The sequence below is a fragment of the Allobosea sp. 05T438 genome (assembly GCF_056396025.1).
Map to the genome: position 1 here is coordinate 338,404 of NZ_JBFTKQ010000004.1, position 18,421 is coordinate 356,824.

15 protein-coding genes are annotated in these 18,421 nt (G+C 64.6%); 3 read left to right on the top strand and 12 right to left on the bottom strand.

The window, feature by feature from the left end; all coding sequences use genetic code 11:
• Window positions 1-75: 75 nt before the first annotated feature.
• Together AC1DIN_RS12235 and AC1DIN_RS12240 are read right to left on the bottom strand one after the other, a co-directional pair.
• Window positions 76-1,146, bottom strand: coding sequence for a YeiH family protein (locus tag AC1DIN_RS12235; RefSeq protein WP_476810052.1), 1,071 nt, complete (start codon window positions 1,144-1,146; stop codon window positions 76-78).
• Between the two features lie 17 nt (window positions 1,147-1,163).
• On the bottom strand, window positions 1,164-1,319 hold the full coding sequence (locus AC1DIN_RS12240) for a hypothetical protein (RefSeq protein WP_476810053.1): 156 nt from the start codon (window positions 1,317-1,319) through the stop codon (window positions 1,164-1,166).
• Window positions 1,320-1,537: 218 nt separating this feature from the next.
• Between AC1DIN_RS12240 and AC1DIN_RS12245 the strand changes: the two genes are divergently transcribed.
• From AC1DIN_RS12245 to AC1DIN_RS12255, 3 genes are read left to right on the top strand one after another with little or no spacing between them, the layout of a single operon-like run.
• Entirely contained in the window at window positions 1,538-3,487 is a 1,950-nt protein-coding gene (locus AC1DIN_RS12245) for a PrkA family serine protein kinase (protein ID WP_476766037.1), read from the top strand.
• A 19-nt stretch (window positions 3,488-3,506) separates the two neighbouring features.
• Window positions 3,507-4,814 carry a YeaH/YhbH family protein gene (locus tag AC1DIN_RS12250; RefSeq protein WP_476810000.1) on the top strand — a complete coding sequence of 436 codons (1,308 nt, stop codon included), beginning with the start codon at window positions 3,507-3,509 and terminating at the stop codon, window positions 4,812-4,814.
• An 11-nt stretch (window positions 4,815-4,825) separates the two neighbouring features.
• Window positions 4,826-6,373 (top strand): SpoVR family protein, encoded by a 1,548-nt coding sequence (locus tag AC1DIN_RS12255; protein ID WP_441470272.1) that lies wholly within the window; start codon window positions 4,826-4,828, stop codon window positions 6,371-6,373.
• A 1,207-nt stretch (window positions 6,374-7,580) separates the two neighbouring features.
• On the opposite strand, the gene AC1DIN_RS12260 is transcribed toward AC1DIN_RS12255, so the two are convergent.
• The 10 genes from AC1DIN_RS12260 to AC1DIN_RS12305 form a co-directional block, all read right to left on the bottom strand.
• A complete protein-coding gene (locus AC1DIN_RS12260; RefSeq protein WP_476810001.1) occupies window positions 7,581-7,892 on the bottom strand; it encodes a hypothetical protein in 312 nt (103 codons plus the stop codon).
• Between the two features lie 261 nt (window positions 7,893-8,153).
• The gene (locus AC1DIN_RS12265; protein ID WP_476810002.1) at window positions 8,154-9,197 is read right to left on the bottom strand and encodes an ABC transporter ATP-binding protein; all 1,044 of its coding nucleotides are present in this window, start codon (window positions 9,195-9,197) and stop codon (window positions 8,154-8,156) included.
• Entirely contained in the window at window positions 9,194-10,774 is a 1,581-nt protein-coding gene (locus tag AC1DIN_RS12270) for an ABC transporter permease (protein WP_476810003.1), read from the bottom strand. Before AC1DIN_RS12270 ends, AC1DIN_RS12265 begins: the two co-directional genes overlap by 4 nt.
• Before the next feature lie 55 nt (window positions 10,775-10,829).
• A complete protein-coding gene (locus AC1DIN_RS12275) occupies window positions 10,830-11,837 on the bottom strand; it encodes an iron ABC transporter substrate-binding protein (RefSeq protein ID WP_476810004.1) in 1,008 nt (335 codons plus the stop codon).
• 201 nt (window positions 11,838-12,038) lie between these two features.
• Entirely contained in the window at window positions 12,039-12,986 is a 948-nt protein-coding gene (locus AC1DIN_RS12280; RefSeq protein WP_441470277.1) for an SIS domain-containing protein, read from the bottom strand.
• Window positions 12,987-13,059: 73 nt separating this feature from the next.
• The gene (locus tag AC1DIN_RS12285; protein WP_476810005.1) at window positions 13,060-14,016 is read right to left on the bottom strand and encodes a carbohydrate kinase family protein; all 957 of its coding nucleotides are present in this window, start codon (window positions 14,014-14,016) and stop codon (window positions 13,060-13,062) included.
• Window positions 14,016-15,083, bottom strand: a complete 1,068-nt coding sequence (locus AC1DIN_RS12290; protein ID WP_476810006.1) for an ABC transporter ATP-binding protein — start codon at window positions 15,081-15,083, stop codon at window positions 14,016-14,018. The genes AC1DIN_RS12285 and AC1DIN_RS12290 overlap by 1 nt, the downstream gene beginning before the upstream one ends.
• The gene (locus tag AC1DIN_RS12295; protein WP_476810007.1) at window positions 15,083-16,600 is read right to left on the bottom strand and encodes a lyase family protein; all 1,518 of its coding nucleotides are present in this window, start codon (window positions 16,598-16,600) and stop codon (window positions 15,083-15,085) included. The genes AC1DIN_RS12290 and AC1DIN_RS12295 overlap by 1 nt, the downstream gene beginning before the upstream one ends.
• Window positions 16,601-16,605: 5 nt before the next feature.
• Window positions 16,606-17,448, bottom strand: a complete 843-nt coding sequence (locus AC1DIN_RS12300) for a carbohydrate ABC transporter permease (protein WP_476810008.1) — start codon at window positions 17,446-17,448, stop codon at window positions 16,606-16,608.
• Window positions 17,448-18,383 carry a carbohydrate ABC transporter permease gene (locus AC1DIN_RS12305; RefSeq protein ID WP_476810009.1) on the bottom strand — a complete coding sequence of 312 codons (936 nt, stop codon included), beginning with the start codon at window positions 18,381-18,383 and terminating at the stop codon, window positions 17,448-17,450. The genes AC1DIN_RS12300 and AC1DIN_RS12305 overlap by 1 nt, the downstream gene beginning before the upstream one ends.
• Window positions 18,384-18,421: the final 38 nt, after the last annotated feature.

An 18,421-nucleotide genomic window follows, 5' to 3' on the forward strand; every position in this document is an offset into this window, starting at 1 on the left:
GCAGGGCAACACCTCTCGAACCTGATGCTGTCTTGCTCCGGTGGCGGCGCCTCTGCCGGGAGCCCGGATACAAATTTACGAGATGCCCAGCAGTCGGATCAGGCCGACGCTGACCGCGGCGAGCGCAAGCAGAGAAAGGAAAACCGCCGCCGTTACGCTCCGACCAGCCCTGGCAATCGCGCGAATGTCGACGCCAAGCCCCAACGCGGCCATCGAGATGATCGTCAGGATCGTCGCAGCTTGAGCGATAGGTGCAAGAGCAACTGCCGGGATACCGCCGTGCGAACGGAGCGCCGCCATCGCCAGGAAGGCGATGATGAACCATGGGACGAGCTTATGCACGGGCAAGCGGCTACGGGGCTGGTTCGCTCCGGCGAAATTGTCGGCCTTGGCCTGCGCCCGGCTGCTCAGAATTGAAAGGATGAGAACGACCGGCCCAAGCATCAGCACACGCACGAGCTTCACGAGCGTTCCGATCTGGACACTGGCGGCCGCAACCGGCGCCGTTGCCGCGAGAACCTGCGGGACCGCGTAGACGGTGAGGCCCGCCAGCACGCCGTATTGGATATCCGACAGGTGCAGCAACGGCACCAGCAGCGGAAGGCCCAGCACCACCAGGACGCCCAGCACCGCGGTGAATGCGATGGATGCCGCCACGTCGTGACCGCTTGCGCCGATCACGGGCGCCACCGCCGCGATGGCCGAGTTGCCGCAGATCGAATTGCCGCAGGCAACCAAGACGGCCATGCGCTTGGGCAGGCCCAGCACGCGTCCGATCAGAAAGCTGACGGCAAGCGCGACTGCGACGACCGCGGCGATGCCAACGATCAAACTTGGCCCGGCCGCGATGATGGCCTCGGCATTCAGGGACGCTCCGAGGAGCACGATCGCGATTTCGAGAACCATCTTCGATGAAAACGCGATCCCCGGCAGCCAGAACGTCGAAGGGCGCCAGAAGGTCCGCACGGCGGTGCCGAGCAGGATTGCCAGTACGAGAGCCTCCAGCCACGCACGGCCCGTCAGATGTGCTTCCAGCACTTCGAGGCCGTAGGCCGCGGCGCTGATGAGCACGCAAAGCCCAAAGCCAGGCAGGAGTTGCCCGGCTCGCTGGATTGGCGAACGGAAGATTGCGGAAACGTCACTCATGGATGGGGCGCCAGGGATTAGAATAACTCTTTCTTTCTGGCACCATCTTTTAGGAAAATCATCCAATCAAACGCATTGAATCGAACGTTCTGATCTGCTTTGCCGAACGCTTCCTGCTGGCCTCGGCCGATGGCGGACACCCGGCTCATCGCGCTCCGGGCGGCGTGCATCATCAGCCGGAACTGCGCGGCAAGCGCTTTTCTTCTCCGACACGCCGCCACCTAGGCGCGAGGCCGCATCCTGTGGCGGCGAGGTATCTGCCGCCGGACACATGGCTGCCACGAGGACGCCGCAGAAGACGTTCATGCATTGGGCAGGAACTTGCGATACTATCGTCGGTTGAGTGTTGAGAGCCGTCGTCGAGGAGACCACCGATCGGTGGATGGCTGCCATGATCGAGAGAGACAGCGAGGTATTCCGCTTATTCTCCGAGGATTACCGGAGCTACTCACAGGAGGAGATGAGCCTGCAGGAATACCTGCTGGCGTGTCGCGAAGATAAATCGATGTATGCCTCCGCGGCCGAGCGGATGGTCGACGCTATCGGGAAACCGACATTGTTCGACACCAGCAAGGACGAGCGGCTCGGCCGGATTTTCGGTAACAGGACCATCAAGATCTATCCCTCCTTCGCCGATTTCTACGGCATGGAAGATACGATCGAGCGGATCGCCGGCTATTTCCGCTATGCCTCGCAAGGGCTGGAGGAGCGCAAGCAGATCCTCTATCTCCTCGGCCCGGTCGGCGGCGGCAAGTCCTCGCTGGCGGAGCGGCTGAAGAAGCTGGTGGAGGAGCGGCCGTTCTACACGCTCAAGGTGGGCGGCAAGATCAGCCCGGTGTTTGAATCACCTTTGGGCTTGTTTCACCCGGACCGCATGGGCGGTCTCTTCGAGGACAAATACGGCATCGCACGGCGGCGCCTCTCCGGCCTGATCTCGCCATGGGCGGCGAAGCGGCTCGACGAATTGTCCGGCGACATCTCCAAGTTCAGCGTCGTCAAGCTGATGCCGTCGCGGCTGCGCCAGATCGGCATCGCCAAGACGGAGCCGGGCGACGAGAACAACCAGGATGTCTCGACGCTCGTCGGCAAGGTGGACATCCGACAGCTCGAGAATTTCAGCCAGTCGGACCCGGATGCCTATTCCTATAGCGGCGGGCTGAACCGGACGACGCAAGGCCTGCTCGAATTCGTCGAGATGTTCAAGGCGCCGATCAAGGTTCTGCATCCTCTGCTGACCGCGACCCAGGAGGGCAGCTACAACGGCACCGAGAATTTCGGCGCGTTTCCCTACCAGGGCATCGTGCTGGCTCACTCCAACGAGTCGGAATGGCTCCAGTTCAAGAACAACAGGAACAACGAGGCGTTCCTTGACCGCATTCTGGTGATCAAGGTGCCTTATTGCCTGCGCGTTACCGAAGAGCGGGAGATCTACGAAAAGCTGCTGCGCGAGAGCGAACTCGCCAACAGCCCCTGCGCTCCCGAAGTGCTGGACATCCTCAGCCGGTTCTCGGTCTCGACACGGCTGACCGAGTTCGAGAATTCGCCGCTCTACACAAAGATGCGCGTCTATGACGGCGAGAATCTCAAGGAGCTGGAGCCCAAGGCGAAGGCAATCCAGGAATACCGCGACGCCGCCGGAGTCGACGAAGGCATGACCGGCGTGAGCACGCGCTTCGCCTTCAAGATCCTTTCGCAGACATTCAACTACGATACCCAGGAGCTCGCCGCCGATCCCGTGCACCTGATGTACATCCTGGAAGGGGCGATCAAGCGCGAGCAGTTCCCCAAGGAGACGGAAGCGGCCTATCTCGACTTCATCAAGTCGGAGCTTGCCACACGCTACGCCGAGTTCATCGGGCACGAGATCCAGAAGGCCTATCTCGAATCCTATGGCGAGTACGGCCAGAACCTGTTCGACCGCTATATCGCCTATGCCGATGCGTGGGTCGAGGACCAGGACTACAAGGATACCGATACCGGCCAGATCCTGAACCGCCAGGTTCTGGACAACGAACTATCCCAGATCGAGAAGCCGGCGGGCATCGCCAATCCCAAGGATTTCCGCAACGAGGTCGTGAAGTTCACACTGCGTGCGCGGGCCCGCAACAACGGCCGCAATCCTTCCTGGACCAGCTATGAAAAGCTCCGCGAGGTCATCGAGAAGCGGATGTTCGGACAGGTCGAGGATCTGCTTCCCGTCATCAGTTTCGGCTCGAAGCAGGACAGCGTGACCGAGAAGCGGCACCAGGGCTTCGTCGAGCGTATGGTGGAGCGGGGGTACACCGAGCGCCAGGTCCGGCGCCTGGTGGATTGGTACATGCGCGTGAACAAGGCGGGCTGACGTCGGCCCGAGCGGTCCCATGCCCATCTTCATCGACCGTCGATTGAACCCGAAAGACAAAAGCCTCGGCAATCGCCAGCGCTTCCTGCGCCGCGTGCGCACGGAGCTGAAGCGGAACATCCAGGACCAGATCCGATCCGGCAAGATCGCCGATGCGGACGGCGAGCGTGCCATCTCGATGCCCGCGAACGAGACGCGCGAGCCGAGCTTTCGCGATGCGAAGGATAGCGGTCATCGCCAATACGTCCTGCCCGGAAACAAGCATTTTTCTCCGGGGGACCGGACGCCGAAACCGGGCCAAGGTGGCGGGACGGGATCGTCACCGGGCTCGCAGTCGTCCGAGGATGACTTTCGCTTCGTGCTGTCGCGCGAAGAGGTGCTCGACCTGTTCTTCGAGGATCTCGCGCTTCCCGACATGGTCAAGCTCAACCTCAAGGAAATTCTCGCCTTCAAGCCGCGGCGGGCCGGCTTTTCGGTGAGCGGGTCGCCCACCAACATCAGCGTCGCGCGCACCATGCGTAACAGCCACGGCCGCCGCATCGCGCTCCGACGGCCCAAACGCGCGGAGCTCGAGGCAATCCTGCGGGAGCTGGCCAGCCTCGAATCCCGCCGGGCAGATCCCGAGGCCCGCCAGCGTATCGCCAGCCTGCGCGAGGAACTCGACCGGCTGGAGCGCCGGCGCAAGGTCATCGCCTTCGTCGACCCGGTCGACATCCGCTTCAATCGCTTCGACCCGCAGCCCCTGCCGAACGCGAAGGCGGTCATGTTCTGCCTCATGGACGTCTCGGGCTCGATGGGCGAACGCGAGAAGGATCTCGCCAAGCGCTTCTTCGTCCTGCTGCATCTTTTCCTGAAGCGGCGCTACGACCGCACGGACATCGTCTTCATCCGCCACACCCACGCGGCGCAGGAGGTGGACGAGGACACCTTCTTCTACAGCACGCAGAGCGGGGGCACCGTCGTCTCGACTGCGCTGGATGAAATGCATCGCATCATCAAGCTGCGCTATCCCAGCCGGGAGTGGAACATCTATGCCGCCCAGGCTTCGGACGGCGACAATCTTGCCACCGATTCCGAGCATTGCCTGACGCTGATGGATGGCGAGATCATGCGCCTGTGCCAGTATTTCGCCTATGTCGAGATCATCGACGAGCGCGAAAGCGAGATCTTCGGCTCGACCGACAACGGAACATCGCTCTGGCGCGCCTATCAGGCCGTCAAGGACAGGTGGTCGAATTTCGACATGAGCCGCATCGCCAAGGCGGCCGACATCTACCCGGTCTTCCGCCAGCTCTTCACCAAACAACAGGCGCTGCAGCGCGACTGAAAGGAGCGCCGATGCCCAAGCACGCGCCCAGGCTCGACCTGCTGTTCTCCGGTTCGGACTGGAATTTCCGGACGCTCTCGCGTGCTTACGACGTCATCGAGGCGGTTGCGAAGGAGGAGCTCCATCTCGATATCTATCCGGTCCAGATGGAGGTCATCTCATCCGAGCAGATGCTTGACGCGTATTCATCCATCGGCATGCCGCTGATGTATCGCCACTGGTCCTTCGGCAAGCATTACCTCCATCACGAACTGCTCTATCGCAAGGGCGGACGCGGACTCGCCTATGAACTCGTGATCAACTCCAATCCCTGCATCGTCTATCTGATGGAGGAGAACACCATGGCCCTCCAGGCCCTGGTGACCGCGCACGCGGCATTGGGCCACAATCATTTTTTCAAGAACAACTATCTGTTCCAGCAATGGACGGACGCCGGCGCCATCCTAGGCTATCTCGATTTTGCCAAGGGCTTCATCGCCCGCTGCGAGGAAAGGCACGGCGTCGCGGCGGTGGAGGCCATTCTCGATGCCGCCCACGCGCTGATGGACCAGGGCGTGTTCCGCTATCGCCGCCCTCCGAAGCTCTCGTCCGACAAGCAGCGCGAGGGCCTTCGCGAGCGGCTGGAGTACGAAGAGCGCTCCTATAACGATCTATGGCGCACAGTCCCGCGCCCTGCGGACGGCACCAAGGCCGACGAGACGGAGGATACGGTCGCCGAGCGCAAGAAGGCGCTCAATCTCCCCGAGGAGAACCTGCTCTACTTCCTCGAAAAGAACAGCCTGATCCTCGAGCCCTGGCAGCGCGAGATCCTCAGAATCGTGCGGGTCATCGCGCAGTATTTCTACCCCCAGCGGCAGACGCAGGTGATGAACGAAGGCTGCGCGACCTTCGTGCACTACACGGTCATGAACGCGCTGTTCGACCAGGGCCGGATCAGCGAGGGCGCCATGCTGGAAATCCTGCGCAACCACTCGAATGTCGTCTTCCAGCCGGCCTTCGACGATCCCCGCTTTTCCGGCATCAATCCTTATGCGCTGGGCCTGGACATGATGCAGGATATCCAGCGTATCGCGACCGAGCCCACAGCGGAGGATCGCGACTGGTTTCCCGAGATCGCGGGACAAGGCGACTGGCGCGCGATTCTGCTCGACGCCTGGGCCAATCACCGCGACGAGTCCTTCATGCGTCAGTATCTCAGCCCAGCCCTGATCCGAAAATGGCGGATGTTCCTGCTGTCCGACGCGGCCGATGAACGCTTCTACACTGTGGCGTCGATCCATAACGAACGCGGCTACGAGCGCATAAGGGCTGCGCTGGCCCAGAAATACGATATTGGCGCAAGCTATTCCGATATTCAGGTCGTGGATGTGGACCTGCTCGGCCAGAGGCATCTGCGTCTGCAGCACAGGGTCAATGGCGGCATTCTGCTGGAAAGCACCAGCTGCGACGCGACGCTGCGCCGTATCCATGAGCTTTGGGGTTATGAAGTCAACCTGGAAGGAGTGGACGCGCAGACGGGAGCCAGGATCTACGAGCGATCCAGCCGTCAGCTTGCGTAACAACTGCTCCACCCGACAGAATTGGCCCAGCCTGAATTATATCCGCAGGCAAAGCAGTTCCAGCCATCCGCTAATTCGCGATGACTACTCACCAAAACCTCGGGAACGAGCCGTAACGCGCAGCCGGATCAGCAGGATGGATCTGATGTCGGAGTTCATTGATCATAATGAGCGCGATGGCGCCGCAATACCCCCACGTCGCAATGGAGGCACCGCACCGGCCGCAGACGACTTCACTCTCTGGCTTGAGGATGCTCGGAATCGAGACATGTGGGGAGCCACATGTCTCGCAACGAAACTCGTTCTGATCCATGCCGAAACCCCCGGCTTACTGGTTATTCGTCGCGGCAAGCCGCGTTCCAGTTCATCGTCGCCAAGGATCGTTCGGGGTCGCGCTTGCCAGCCCCGCGACCTCGAACAAGGCCGATATCGGCCCCTCTACCTGAGCAGCGCTCCGGCCCCATGCTGCCGAAACCCATGTCAGTAAGGCTGGCCTGCGGGATCAAGTCGAGAAGCGACCGGTCCTTCTCCGTGACGAGCAGAACAATGTCGGCAGCAACAGATCGATCGTGATCGGGCCAGCTGCAAAGCCGCCTGACGGAACTGAGCGGCCGCCGCAGGATCGGCGCCTACGGCTTACATCCAAGCGCAGAGTGCGAGTTCGGAAAGCGCGCTCGATGACGGCGGGCTGAGCGCTGCCAAGGTCAGCAAATCCCATTTATCCTTGAGCAGTTTCCGGAGCTTGCCGACATCATTTGCGGCAACGGGTGCGGAGTTATGTGTACGGAGGATAGCTTTCCTGTCGGCGACCGCGATGTATCCGGATGCCTCGCACCGGGGGCACGCTTCGATGTGCCCGGGATATGCTAGGTTCGCGACCGAACGAAGGCCCCGGCAGCCCGGACAAACCATTTGTATCTTCATGCTTCCCCCGCGTTCAACCCCAAGCGGACGGCCATTCTTCTTGTAGAAAGCCCCGATCTTTCAAAAGAGTAAAGCACAAATTATACGCAATGATACCATCCATTTGCGAGGCGAACACGTCGCATTGCTCCGCTGGTCCGTTACTCAAACGGGAGTCGGGTTCTGTTGCTATCTTACTCTACGGCAATTTACGTCGCACACCCTGCAATTGCGAGACACCGACCGATCGAACGCAACACGGTAACGATCACATCGCGTGGCTGTTCGCGCTCTTGCACGCCCATCACCAGCGGTCGTCGTAGTCGCGGCGATAGCCATAAGCCGGCGCCCAGGGAGGCGGGCCGCCGTATCGGCGTCCGTAGCCGTATCCGTTCCCGCCACCATAGCCGTGACGACGCTCATGGTAGCGCTGGCGCTCCATATTCTCCTGAATGATCATCAGACGCTCACGCTTGGCTTCGCTCATCGTGAACTCCACCGCCTGCTTGTCGAGGCGCCGAGCAACATCTCCGGGCAACGCCTCGCTGGCGCGCAACGACGTCAATGAAGCGGCAATGCCTAAGCCAACAAGTGCTGTGATCGCAAACCGACGCATGGGAATCTCCCTTTTTGCTCTGGCCAGTAGAGCAGTCGGTTATGGAACGTGGCCTGAACAGGATTGTTCGCGGGCGTTCATCTTCCCCGCTTCCCGTTCGGCGGTATCCCCGTCTTTGAGAGCCGTACGAGAGCCATGAAGGCGTGGCGGGGGGCATGCTGGAAGGAAGAGCACGCCAGACGGCGGTTCCTCTTTGCGCCGGCGGTCAAGGAGTAGCCCTGCATCCGCCGGTCGGCCGCCAAACGGCGTTGGGTTCGGCCCCTATCGGGAGCCGGGCAGCAGGAACGGCGCGCCCTTCACCGATACGAAAACGGTCTGTCCGATCTGCGGCCGGTCCATGCTCGAAACCTGTGCGGTGAAACGGATTTCCCCGCCGCCATGGTTCGTCCGCAGTGCCACAGTGCATTGCGCGCCCCGGAAAGCGACGCTCTCGATCAAGGCTTCGAGGCCCGGACCGACCGGCGACAGCTGGAACTGCTCAGGCCTGAGCATGATGGTGCCAACCCCGCGGCGACCGCCTGTCTCGGCTTCGAACTCGCCAAGCCCGCAGGAGACGCTCTTCTCCTCGATTTTGGCCTCGAACAGAACGGCGCTTCCCAGGAACAGGGCCGTTTCGACATCCGCCGGCCGCCAATAAAGCTCGGCCGGCCGGCCTGATTGCACAAGCCTGCCTTCACGCATCACCGCGAGCTGATCGGCAAAGGACAACGCCTCACCCTGATCATGAGTGACCAGGATGGTCGTGATGCCGGCTCGGGCGAGCACGCGCGCCACAGCCTGCCGGACAGTCTCGCGCAGCCCCGTATCGAGCGCGGAAAACGGCTCGTCGAGGAGCATCAGGGCCGGTTTCCGGGCGAGCGCGCGGGCGAGCGCGACACGCTGCTGCTGCCCTCCGGAGAGCTCGTGCGGCCTGCGGGTCAGCATCGCGACATCGAGCTCGACGAGCTCCATCAGCTCGCGCAATCGGCCCGCCCGGTCCGGCTCGTTTCGCGGGATGCCGAAGCCGAGATTGCCGGCAACGTCGAGATGCGGGAACAGCGCCCCGTCCTGAGTGACATAGCCGATCCGGCGCCGATGTGCGGGGGCGATCGCCGGCCCGTCGGCCAGCACCTGCCCGTCGAGCACCACAGTTCCCGCATCGGGGGCTTCGAAGCCGGCGATGACACGCAACAGCGTCGTCTTTCCCGAGCCGGAGGGCCCGACGATGGCGACGCGGCTGCCCGCCTCCACGGAAAGTGACACGCGATCCAACGCCACCGTCGCACCGTAGCGCTTCGAGACTTCCGAGATGACGAGCTGGGTCATGCGCCGAGGGATTTGCGTGCCTGAGCGTGCAGCAGCGCGGTCATCGGCAACGAGAGAAGGATCATCAGCACCGCATAGGGCGCGGCATTCGCATAGTCGAGTTCGCTGGTGAGCGCCCAGAACTCCGTGGCCAGCGTGCGGGTGCCGTTGGGAGCGAGCAGCAATGTCGCGGTCAGCTCCGTTGCCACGCCCATCGCGACGAGTGCCATCGCGGCGGCGACGCCGGGCGCTGCGAGCGGCAGCGTCACCGACAGAAGCGTCCGGGCCGGGTTGCGGCCGAGCGCCGCCGCAGCGCGCTCCAGCTCGACCGGAACCTGCGCGATGCCGGCCCGCAGCCCGACCAGCGCGCGCGGCAGAAACATGAGGACATAGGCAAAGACCACGGTCGCAGCCGTCTGGTAGAGCGGCAAGGCGATGCGCACCGTCACGGTGACGAGGGCCAGCGCCACCACGACACCCGGCAGCGCACCCAGATAGCTGTGGCAGCTTTCCAGCAAGCGGGTCGCCCGGCCGGGTGCGCGGACCGAGAGCCACGCCATCGGCAGCGCGGTAGCAGCGGCAGCGAAGGCGCCGGCAGCGGCATAGCCCAGCGTCTCGACCAGGGACGCCGCCAGCGCGCTCTGCCGCCAGACATCGTCTCCTGCGGCCATGAGCCATCGGGAGAGCGTCAGCGCGGGTACGCCGAGGCTGAGCGCGGCGAAGGCGAACGGCAGCGCCAGGGCCGGCAGCCGCCAGGCTCCGAGCCGCTGGCGCGGTGCCGGGCGCGGCGCGCCGGAGCCGAGCCGGGCATAGCGCGCGCCGCCGCGCAGCAGCCATTCGAGCCCGATGAGCCCGCAGCAGCTCAGCACCAGCACGCCCGCGAGCATGTTCGCCGCCGGGCCGTTATAACTCGACTGGAACTGGTCGATGATCGCCGTGGTGAAGGTGTCGAAGCGGATCATGGCGTAGAGCCCGTATTCGGCGAGCAGGTGCAGCCCGACCAGAAGGCTGCCGCCACAAATCGCAAGCCGCAGTTGCGGCAGCACCACCCGCAGAAGGACGCGCGACGGAGACTGCCCGAGCGAGGCTGCTACATGTTCGAGTTCAGGGTCGAGCCGGCGCATCTGCGCGGCGACCGGCAGATAGAGGAAGGGGAGATAGGCGAGGACCGAAACCAGCACCGCGGCCGGCAGCCCGTGGAAGCGCGGCAGGAAGCTGACCCAGGCATAGGACTGGACGAAGGCCGGCACTGCGAGCGGTGCGACCGCGAGCCAGGACAAGACCTTGGCGCCGGGCATGTCGCTGCGCTCGGTGAGCCAGGCCAGCGTGACCGCCAGCAGGATCGCAGGCGGCAGCGTGCAGAGTTCGAGCAGCAACGTGTTGACGAGCAATTCGCCGACGCGTGGCCGCCAGATCAGCGAGAAGGCCGTCTGCCAACCGGTCTCGATCGCAATCCAGACGATGAATCCCAATGGCAGCAGGGCGCAGAGGGAGACGCCGCCGGCGAGCAGCAGCATTGCCCGGCCGGCGAGATTGCGTTGCCGCCTGAGCGGCAAAACCGGCAGAGCCGGCGTATCGACGGAAAGAGAAACGGTCATGGGACAATGCGCGTGCGAGGGCATCTCGCACGCGCAATTAATCTACGCAACCGGGTCAGAGCAGGCCCGCGGCGGTCATCAGCTCGGTGACCTTCTTGCTGTCGAGCTGCGAGGGCTCGACCTTCGGTGCGTCGAGCTTGGCGATCGGCTCCAGCTTCGGGTTCGAAGCCTCGCCGTTGCCGATGGCGTATTCGAAGGAATCACCCTCGCGCAGGACGGCCTGCCCTTGCTTGCCGCTCATCCACCTCACGAAGGCTTCCGCCTCCTTCTTGTGCTTGCTGGATTCGAGCACGCCCGCCCCCGAAGTGCTCAGGAAGGCGCCGGGATCCTGGCCGCGGAAATAGTGCAGCCCGACATTGCCGCTGTTCTCAGCCGTCTTCGCCTGATCGCCGAAGTAATAATAGTGGTAGATCACCGCGCCCTCGACCTCGCCGGCATTGACCGCCTTCATGGCGACGCTGTTGCCGCGGTAGGCGCTGGAGTTGTCCTTCATCGCCTTGAGCCAGTCGCCCGTGACCTTCTCGCCCTTGAGGACGAGGAGCGCGCCGACGATCGCCTGGAAGTCGGCGCCCGACGGCGAGGCGGCCCAGCGCCCCTTCCACTTGGCGTCGGCGAGATCCAGCATCGACTTCGGCAGCTCCGCCTCCTTCAGCTTGCGCTTGTCGTAGGCGAAGACGGTGCTGCGCGCGGCGACGCCCGTCCAGCGCCCGCTCGCGGGGCGAAACTGCGCCGGAACCTGATCGAGAACGTCCTTGGGCAGCGTCTCGAACAGCCCGGCCTTCTCKACCAGCACCATGGCCGGGGAATTCTCGGTGACGAAGACGTCCGCTGGAGAGGACGCGCCCTCCTGGACGATCTGGTTGGCGAGTTCGGTATCCGACCCCTTGCGGATCGTCACCTTGATGCCAGTCTCCTTGGTGAAGCCGTCGGCCCAGGCCTGCGTCAGGCTGGCGTGCTGGGCGTTGTAGACCGTGATCCCGTCCTGAGCCCGAACCGCGTTCGCCGCGGCGAGGGTGATGGCGAGAACGCCGATACGAAGAGCAAGGGACGAGTACGACGCCATGGTGACCTTCTCCTGCCAACGCAGTTCGTGAACTGGGCCGGCGTTAGATTCCCAAGCGTCAAAGCTGTCAATTATTATTGTCTAGTTTATAATCTTTCGAAACAATACGAATCCGCCGACAAGCACTACTGTCGGGCTGCGTTTCACCGCCCTCCCCCTCGGTATGATCTTCCGAACGGGATGGGCGGCGATGACGCCCGCTCACACCGTCCGCGTTACCTTGGCCAAATGGGGCGGCCGATCGGGATCCAGACCGCGGCTTTTCGCCAGAGCCGCGACCGCGCCGTAGAACGCGCGGACTTGCGCCAACGGCAGCAGCGGGGCTGGCAGCGCAGGCGGCAGAGGCAGGCTCGTGCCATGCCCCCCCTCGCGCGCACCGGCATAGCACAGGTCGGCGCCGAATTGCGCCAGGGCGGACGCGGCGTCAGCGACGCTGGTGCTGCCCTCGTCGCCCGGGTCGAGCGCCAGAGCCGGGAAGCCCGGCCCGACCAGAGCGAGCGGGCCGTGCCGCACCTCGGCGGCGCTGAAGGCCTCGGCGTGGATCCGGCAGGTTTCCTTGAACTTGAGCGCGATCTCCTGCGCGATGCCGAAGCTCAGGCCACGCCCGATCACATACAGACTGCGCGCTTCGCGCCAGGCCGAGAGAGCCGGCCCCCAGTCGCAGCGGCCGGCGGCATCGAGCGCTTCGGGCGCCTGCGCCAGCGCGGCGGACAGGGCATCGTCCTGCGCCCATTCGGCTGCCAGATGCAGGAAAGCGAGACAGGTGGCGAGGAAGCTCTTGGTCGCAGCGACGCTGTGCTCCGGCCCGGCCCGCAGCGGCACGAGCACGTCGACCATCTCGGCCAGCGGCGAAGCCTCGTCATTGACGAAGCCGACCACGAGCGCGTCGGCGCGTTTTGCGGCTTCGGTCAGGCGCAAGGCATCGGGGCTGCGGCCCGACTGCGACACGGCGATGAACAAGGCACGGGAGAGGTCGAGTTCGCCGCCATAGACCGAGGCGAGGCTTGGTCCGAGCGAGGCGACGGGCAGACCGAGCGCGAGTTCGATCAGATATTTGCCGTAGGTTGCCGCATGGTCCGACGAGCCCCGCGCGCAGGTCGCGACGAAGGCTGGCCGCTTGATGCGCAGGCGTCCGGCGAGATCGGCCATGATGGCCGCGTTTTCCGTCCGCTGACGGAGCGCGACGGCTGCGGACTCGGCCGCTTCTCGGGTGAGCAGAGCTTCAACCATGGTGGCGCAACGGTGTTTCGAGCAGATGGTCCGCGAGGTGGGCAACCTGCCGCGGGGCGAGCTTGCTTCCTGCACCTCCGACACTCTGAACCGAGAGCGTGCCGCAGACGATGCCCTCGGCAAGCGCGCGAACCGGAGAGCTTCCGGCAAGCCAGGCCGCCAGGAAGCCGGCATTGAAGGCATCGCCGGCGCCTGTCGTGTCGAGCACCTCCCGGCACGGCGCGGCCGGCAGGGTGACCTGCTCGCCGCCGTGGTAGAGCCGCGCTCCAGCGCCGCCGTCCTTGATCGCTACCAGTGCAAAATGCCGGGCGAGCCGCTGCCCCGCGAGGTCGAGATCATCGCAACCGGCGATCACGCGAGCTTCCGCCGCATTGGGCAGGAAGATATCGACGCCGCTGCAGCGTGCGAGGAGATCAGGCGAGCGGATCAGCGCGTCATCCCAGCTCGGATCGAGCGAGACTGTGAGGCCGTGACGGCGGGCCTCGCTTACCACATCGGGAATCTCGGCCAGCGTCGCGAATTCGGCGATATGGAGATGGCAGGCGCGGGTATCACCGAGCGCGGCGTTCAGTGTCGCCGGGCGCGCCGGACCGGCACGGCGCGAGAGAAAGGCGCGCTCGCCATCATGGATCATCGCGACGGTGAGCTGCGGACCCGCATCGGCGGCGCATTCGAGAAAGGCGAGGTCGACGCCGCTGGCTTCGAGTGCAGGCCGCAGCGCCTGCGAGATCGGGTCCTCGCCGAGGCGCGCAAGCAGGCCGGCAGGCCGGCCGAGCCCGATCAGATGCGCAGCGGTAATGAAGCCGCCGCCACCGGGAACGACGGCGACCTCGTCGGCGAAACGCTCCTCCCCGAGCCGCGGCATGGCCGCCAGCCCCCGGAAAACGAGATCGCAATAGAGCCGGCCGATGCTCAGCACCAGCCCGTCGGGCTGCGGTCGTTCGGCCATCACAGGGCCCGCTCGCTCTTGGCGTCGAACAGGCGCAGCGCCGATGCCGGAGCGCCGAGTCTGACAGCAGCGCCGATGGCGGGCGGCCTCTTGGCCGGAGCCGAGGCGAGCAGCAACCCGCCTTCGGTATCGACATGCACGAAGGTTTCCGGCCCGAGCGGCTCCACGACCGCGACCGTCCCGGAGAGCACGAGGTCCGCGCCCTCGCCCGGCTCCAGCACACGCAATTCCTGCGGGCGGACGCCGACGAGGAGCTCGGCTGGAAGCGGACCGGACCAGGCAACCGGCGCCTCGCCGAGCTGGAGGGTACTCCGACCGGCTTCGGAGGCTGCTCTCGCAGGCACGATGTTCATCGTCGGCGAGCCGATGAAGCGCGCGGTGAAGACATCCGCCGGCTTCTCGTAGAGCTCCATCGGCGCACCGACCTGCAGGATGCGCCCGTCGCGCATCACCACGATCCGGTCAGCCAGGGTCATCGCCTCGACCTGGTCGTGGGTGACGAAGACGATGGTGGTGCCGAGTCGCTGGTGCAGCCGCTTGATCTCAAGCCGCATCTGCCCGCGAAGCTGCGCATCGAGATTGGAGAGCGGTTCGTCGAACAGGAAGACGGCCGGATCGCGCACCATGGCGCGCCCGATGGCGACGCGCTGGCGCTGGCCGCCGGACAGGGCCGAGGGCCGGCGCTCCAGCAGCGCGGTCAGGCCGAGCACTTCGGCGACCTCTTCGACGCGCTTGCGCTTCTGCGCCTTGTCGAGACCGGAGGTGTAGAGGCCGAAGGCGATGTTCTCGGCCACGCTCATATGGGGATAGATCGCGTAGTTCTGGAACACCATGGCGATGTTCCGTTCCTTGGGCTCCAGTTGATTGACGATGCGCCCGCCGATCGCGATGGAGCCGCCGTCGATCTCCTCCAACCCGGCGATCATGCGCAAAGTCGTCGACTTGCCGCAGCCGGAAGGGCCGACGAAGACGACGAACTCCCCGTCCTGGATGTCGAGGTCGATGCCATGCACGACCTGCGTCGGGCCATAGCTCTTGACCAGCTTCTCGATCGCGATCCCGGCCATCAGACGGCTCCTGCCAAGGCGGCGAATGCGCCGTTCAATTCCTGCCGCGCAGCCTCCTCGCGCTGCGCCGTCGCGGCGGCGGCGTCCTCGGCTGCGCCAAGCTCGATGCGATAGCCGGCAAGCGCCGCACCCAGCGCCTTCGGACCCGGCCCGCCGAAACGCTCGCGCAGGGCAACAAAATTCTCCGGCGAGACGGCGAGCGTGAAATCCCCGCGGCTCAGCGCAGGCTCGCGACCAGCAGCATGGCGGAAGGCATCGACGAAGGCGTCGTAGCCATCGCGCTGCAGGTCGCCATCCCGCGCGACAACGGCGCGCGCGACCGCCGAGGCGATCTCGTGCGCGACCCGGAACGGCAGGCCCTCGCGGCGCACCAACGTGTCGGCAAGCTCGGTGATGGTGATGCAGGACCGGCGGATCGTCTCGGTGACGCGGCGGCTGTCGACCGAAAGCTTCGGCAGCAGCGCGGCGAGCAGATCGAGCACACGGCCCCCCGTCTCGAAGGCCTGATAGCCCGCTTCCTGGGTCTCGCCCTCGCTGTCATTCATGTCGGTGAACGGCGTGTTGTGAACGATGTCGCGGGCCATGCGGGCGCGGCTCATCGTCTGCGAGGAAAGATGACGCAGATGCTCGATCGGAACCGGATTGCGCTTCTGAGGCATGATCGAAGAAATCTGCACGAAGGCATTGGGAACATAGATCTGTCCGACCTCGAAGGCCGTCCAGAACTGCAGGTCCTGGATCACCCGGCCGAGATGCAGGAAGACGAGCTCGACCGCGCTGAAGACGCTGGTCACATAGTCGACCGCGGCGATGCAGCCATAGGAGTTCTGCAGCGGCGCCTTGAAGCCGAGCAGGTGCGCGACACGGTGACGGTCGAGCGGGAAACCGCTTGTGGTGATCGCGGCGGCACCCATCGGGCAGAGATCGAGGAGCTCGCGCGCCTGCGTCAGGCGCAGGTGGTCGCGCAGCATCACCTCGATCGCGGCCGAGAGATAATGCCCCAGCGTCGAGGGCTGGGCGGGCTGACCATGGGTATAGGCAACGATCAGTGTCGCCCTCTCGCGCTCGGCCAGCGTCAGCGCAGCGGCAATGACGGCGCGCAGGCGCGCGGCGAGCTGGTCCAGCCGCGGCTTTAGCGCGAGCTTGAACAAGGTGTGGTCGATGTCGTTGCGGGACCGACCGGTGTGCAGCCGGCCGTCATCCTCCGGTTTCAGGCGCTTGCGCAGCTCGGCTTCGACGAGGAAGAAATAGTCCTCGACCTCGCCGGTGTAGCTCAGCGCCGCTGGATCGATTTCGCGCTCGATCGCGGCCAGCGCGTGAGCAATGCCGGACGCCGTCTCACGGGGGAGAATGCCGGTCTCGGCCAGCATGACGAGATGGGCGCGGTCGATGGCGCGGAAACCCTCGACATGATGGGTCTTCGCCCCATCGAAGAGCGGGCGCAGCACCGTTTCCTTGTAGACCGGATCGGGAAAGATGGACTTGTCGCGCGAGCGCGGGTCGGCGTTGTCGGTCATCGGACTTATCCCTTCAGCCCGGCGAGCACGACGCCGCGGACGATATAGCGCTGCAGCACCAGGAAGACGGTGAGCGTCGGCAGGGTCGCGAGCGCCGCCCCCGTCATGATGAGTTCCCACTGCACCTGCGCCTCGACGGCGAAGCTCGTGAGGCCGACGGGGAGCGTGTAGAGCTCCTTGCTCGTCGTCACGATCAGCGGCCAGATGAAGGCCGTCCAGTTGCCCAGGAAGGTGAAGATCGCGAGCGCCGAGAGCGCAGGCGTCACCAGCGGCATGGCAATGCGCCAGAAGATCGCGAATTCGTTGAGCCCGTCGACGCGCGCGGCCTCGAGGAAATCGTTCGGCACCGTCTCGAAGAACTGCTTCATCAGGAAGGTGCCGAAGGCGGTCATCATGCCCGGGAACATGATGCCCCAGTAGCTGTCGAGCCAGCCGAAGTTCTTGGCCATGACGTACCAGGGGATGACCAGCATCTCCGTCGGGATCATCAGCGTCGAAAGGATGGCGATGAAGACCAGATAGCGGCCGCGGAACCGGAACTTCGCCAGCGTGTATCCCACCAGGCTGTCGAAGAAGACGTTGGAGAGCGTGACCGCAGCCGCGATGCCGAAGGAGTTCGCGAACCAGCGCACGAAACGGCCGTCAGAGAGAACCGTGACGTAGTTCTCGAGCGTCGGATGCGCCGGGAAGAAGGCGAGATCGTAGATCTCGGAGGAGTCTTTCAGCGAGGTCGCGAACATGAAGGCGAGCGGCGTCACCATCAACAGGCCGCCGCCGAAGAGCAGCAGCCAGGCGAGGATGCGACCGGGTCCGGTACGGCCGGAGAGTGGCGAGGCGATGGCGCTCATCAGCGGTCCCTCAGCAGGCGCAGCTGCAGCAGCGAGACGCAGAGCAGAACGAGGAAGAGCACGACGGTCTGGGCCGCAGCATAGCCCATGTCGAAGGAGGAGAAGGCAGTCTGATAGATCATCAGCACGAGCGGCTTGGTCGCGTTCAGCGGCCCGCCGGGGTCGCTGCTCGTCTGGCTCGTCATGTTGTAGACCTGATCGAAGATCCGCAGGAAGCCGATCGAGGAGAAAACGACGAGGAAGATGATCGTCGGCTTGAGCAAAGGCAGGGTGATCCGCCGGAGGATGGCGAGGTCGGGAAGCCCGTCGATGCGGGCCGCCTCGTAATAGGTGGTCGGGATCGCGCGCAGGCCGGCGAGGAAGATCACGACCTGGAAGCCCAGGCCAGCCCAGATCGCCGGCGCAAGCACGGCAGGCAGCGCCTGCGTCGTCGAGCGCAGGAAGGGCTGCTGGGGAATGCCAAGCCCGGCGAGCAGGTTGTTGAACAGGCCGATCGGCACCGGCTGGTAGAACCAGCGCCAAACCCAGGCCATCGCCGCCGCCGTGGTGAGGAAAGGCAGGAAATACAGCGCCCGGATGAAGCCGTGCATGAAGCGGACACGGTCGAGATGATAGGCGATCACGAAGGACAGGATCAGGCTCAGCGGCGTGCCGATGACGAGGTAGAGGAAGGTGTTGGCGAACACCTTCCAGAACACCGGATCGGTCAGCAGGCGCTCGAAATTCGCCAGCCCGACGTAGGTCGGCGGCGTCATCAGGTTCCACTTCGTGGTCGAGATCACGAAGGCCTCGAGCGTCGGGTAGAAGCGAACCAGCCCGTAGAACAAGATCGGCACGGCGAGGAAGGCCCAGGCCCAGACGACCTGCTTCTGTCGCAGGCTGAGGCCCTGCCAAAGGCGCCCGCCGGAGCGAGCGACATCGGTGTCGATTGTCATATGCGTCCTGTCCCGATGGCCTGCTCAGACAGCTGCGA

What these genes read in the sequence shown, in the direction of transcription:
- AC1DIN_RS12235 (WP_476810052.1), bottom strand. Translation starts at nt 1,146, where the DNA reads ATGAGTGACGTTTCCGCAATCTTCCGTTCGCCAATCCAGCGAGCCGGG.
- AC1DIN_RS12240 (WP_476810053.1), bottom strand. Translation starts at nt 1,319, where the DNA reads ATGATGCACGCCGCCCGGAGCGCGATGAGCCGGGTGTCCGCCATCGGC.
- AC1DIN_RS12245 (WP_476766037.1), top strand. Translation starts at nt 1,538, where the DNA reads ATGATCGAGAGAGACAGCGAGGTATTCCGCTTATTCTCCGAGGATTAC.
- AC1DIN_RS12250 (WP_476810000.1), top strand. Translation starts at nt 3,507, where the DNA reads ATGCCCATCTTCATCGACCGTCGATTGAACCCGAAAGACAAAAGCCTC.
- AC1DIN_RS12255 (WP_441470272.1), top strand. Translation starts at nt 4,826, where the DNA reads ATGCCCAAGCACGCGCCCAGGCTCGACCTGCTGTTCTCCGGTTCGGAC.
- AC1DIN_RS12260 (WP_476810001.1), bottom strand. Translation starts at nt 7,892, where the DNA reads ATGCGTCGGTTTGCGATCACAGCACTTGTTGGCTTAGGCATTGCCGCT.
- AC1DIN_RS12265 (WP_476810002.1), bottom strand. Translation starts at nt 9,197, where the DNA reads ATGACCCAGCTCGTCATCTCGGAAGTCTCGAAGCGCTACGGTGCGACG.
- AC1DIN_RS12270 (WP_476810003.1), bottom strand. Translation starts at nt 10,774, where the DNA reads ATGACCGTTTCTCTTTCCGTCGATACGCCGGCTCTGCCGGTTTTGCCG.
- AC1DIN_RS12280 (WP_441470277.1), bottom strand. Translation starts at nt 12,986, where the DNA reads ATGGCCGATCTCGCCGGACGCCTGCGCATCAAGCGGCCAGCCTTCGTC.
- AC1DIN_RS12285 (WP_476810005.1), bottom strand. Translation starts at nt 14,016, where the DNA reads ATGGCCGAACGACCGCAGCCCGACGGGCTGGTGCTGAGCATCGGCCGG.
- AC1DIN_RS12290 (WP_476810006.1), bottom strand. Translation starts at nt 15,083, where the DNA reads ATGGCCGGGATCGCGATCGAGAAGCTGGTCAAGAGCTATGGCCCGACG.
- AC1DIN_RS12295 (WP_476810007.1), bottom strand. Translation starts at nt 16,600, where the DNA reads ATGACCGACAACGCCGACCCGCGCTCGCGCGACAAGTCCATCTTTCCC.
- AC1DIN_RS12300 (WP_476810008.1), bottom strand. Translation starts at nt 17,448, where the DNA reads ATGAGCGCCATCGCCTCGCCACTCTCCGGCCGTACCGGACCCGGTCGC.
- AC1DIN_RS12305 (WP_476810009.1), bottom strand. Translation starts at nt 18,383, where the DNA reads ATGACAATCGACACCGATGTCGCTCGCTCCGGCGGGCGCCTTTGGCAG.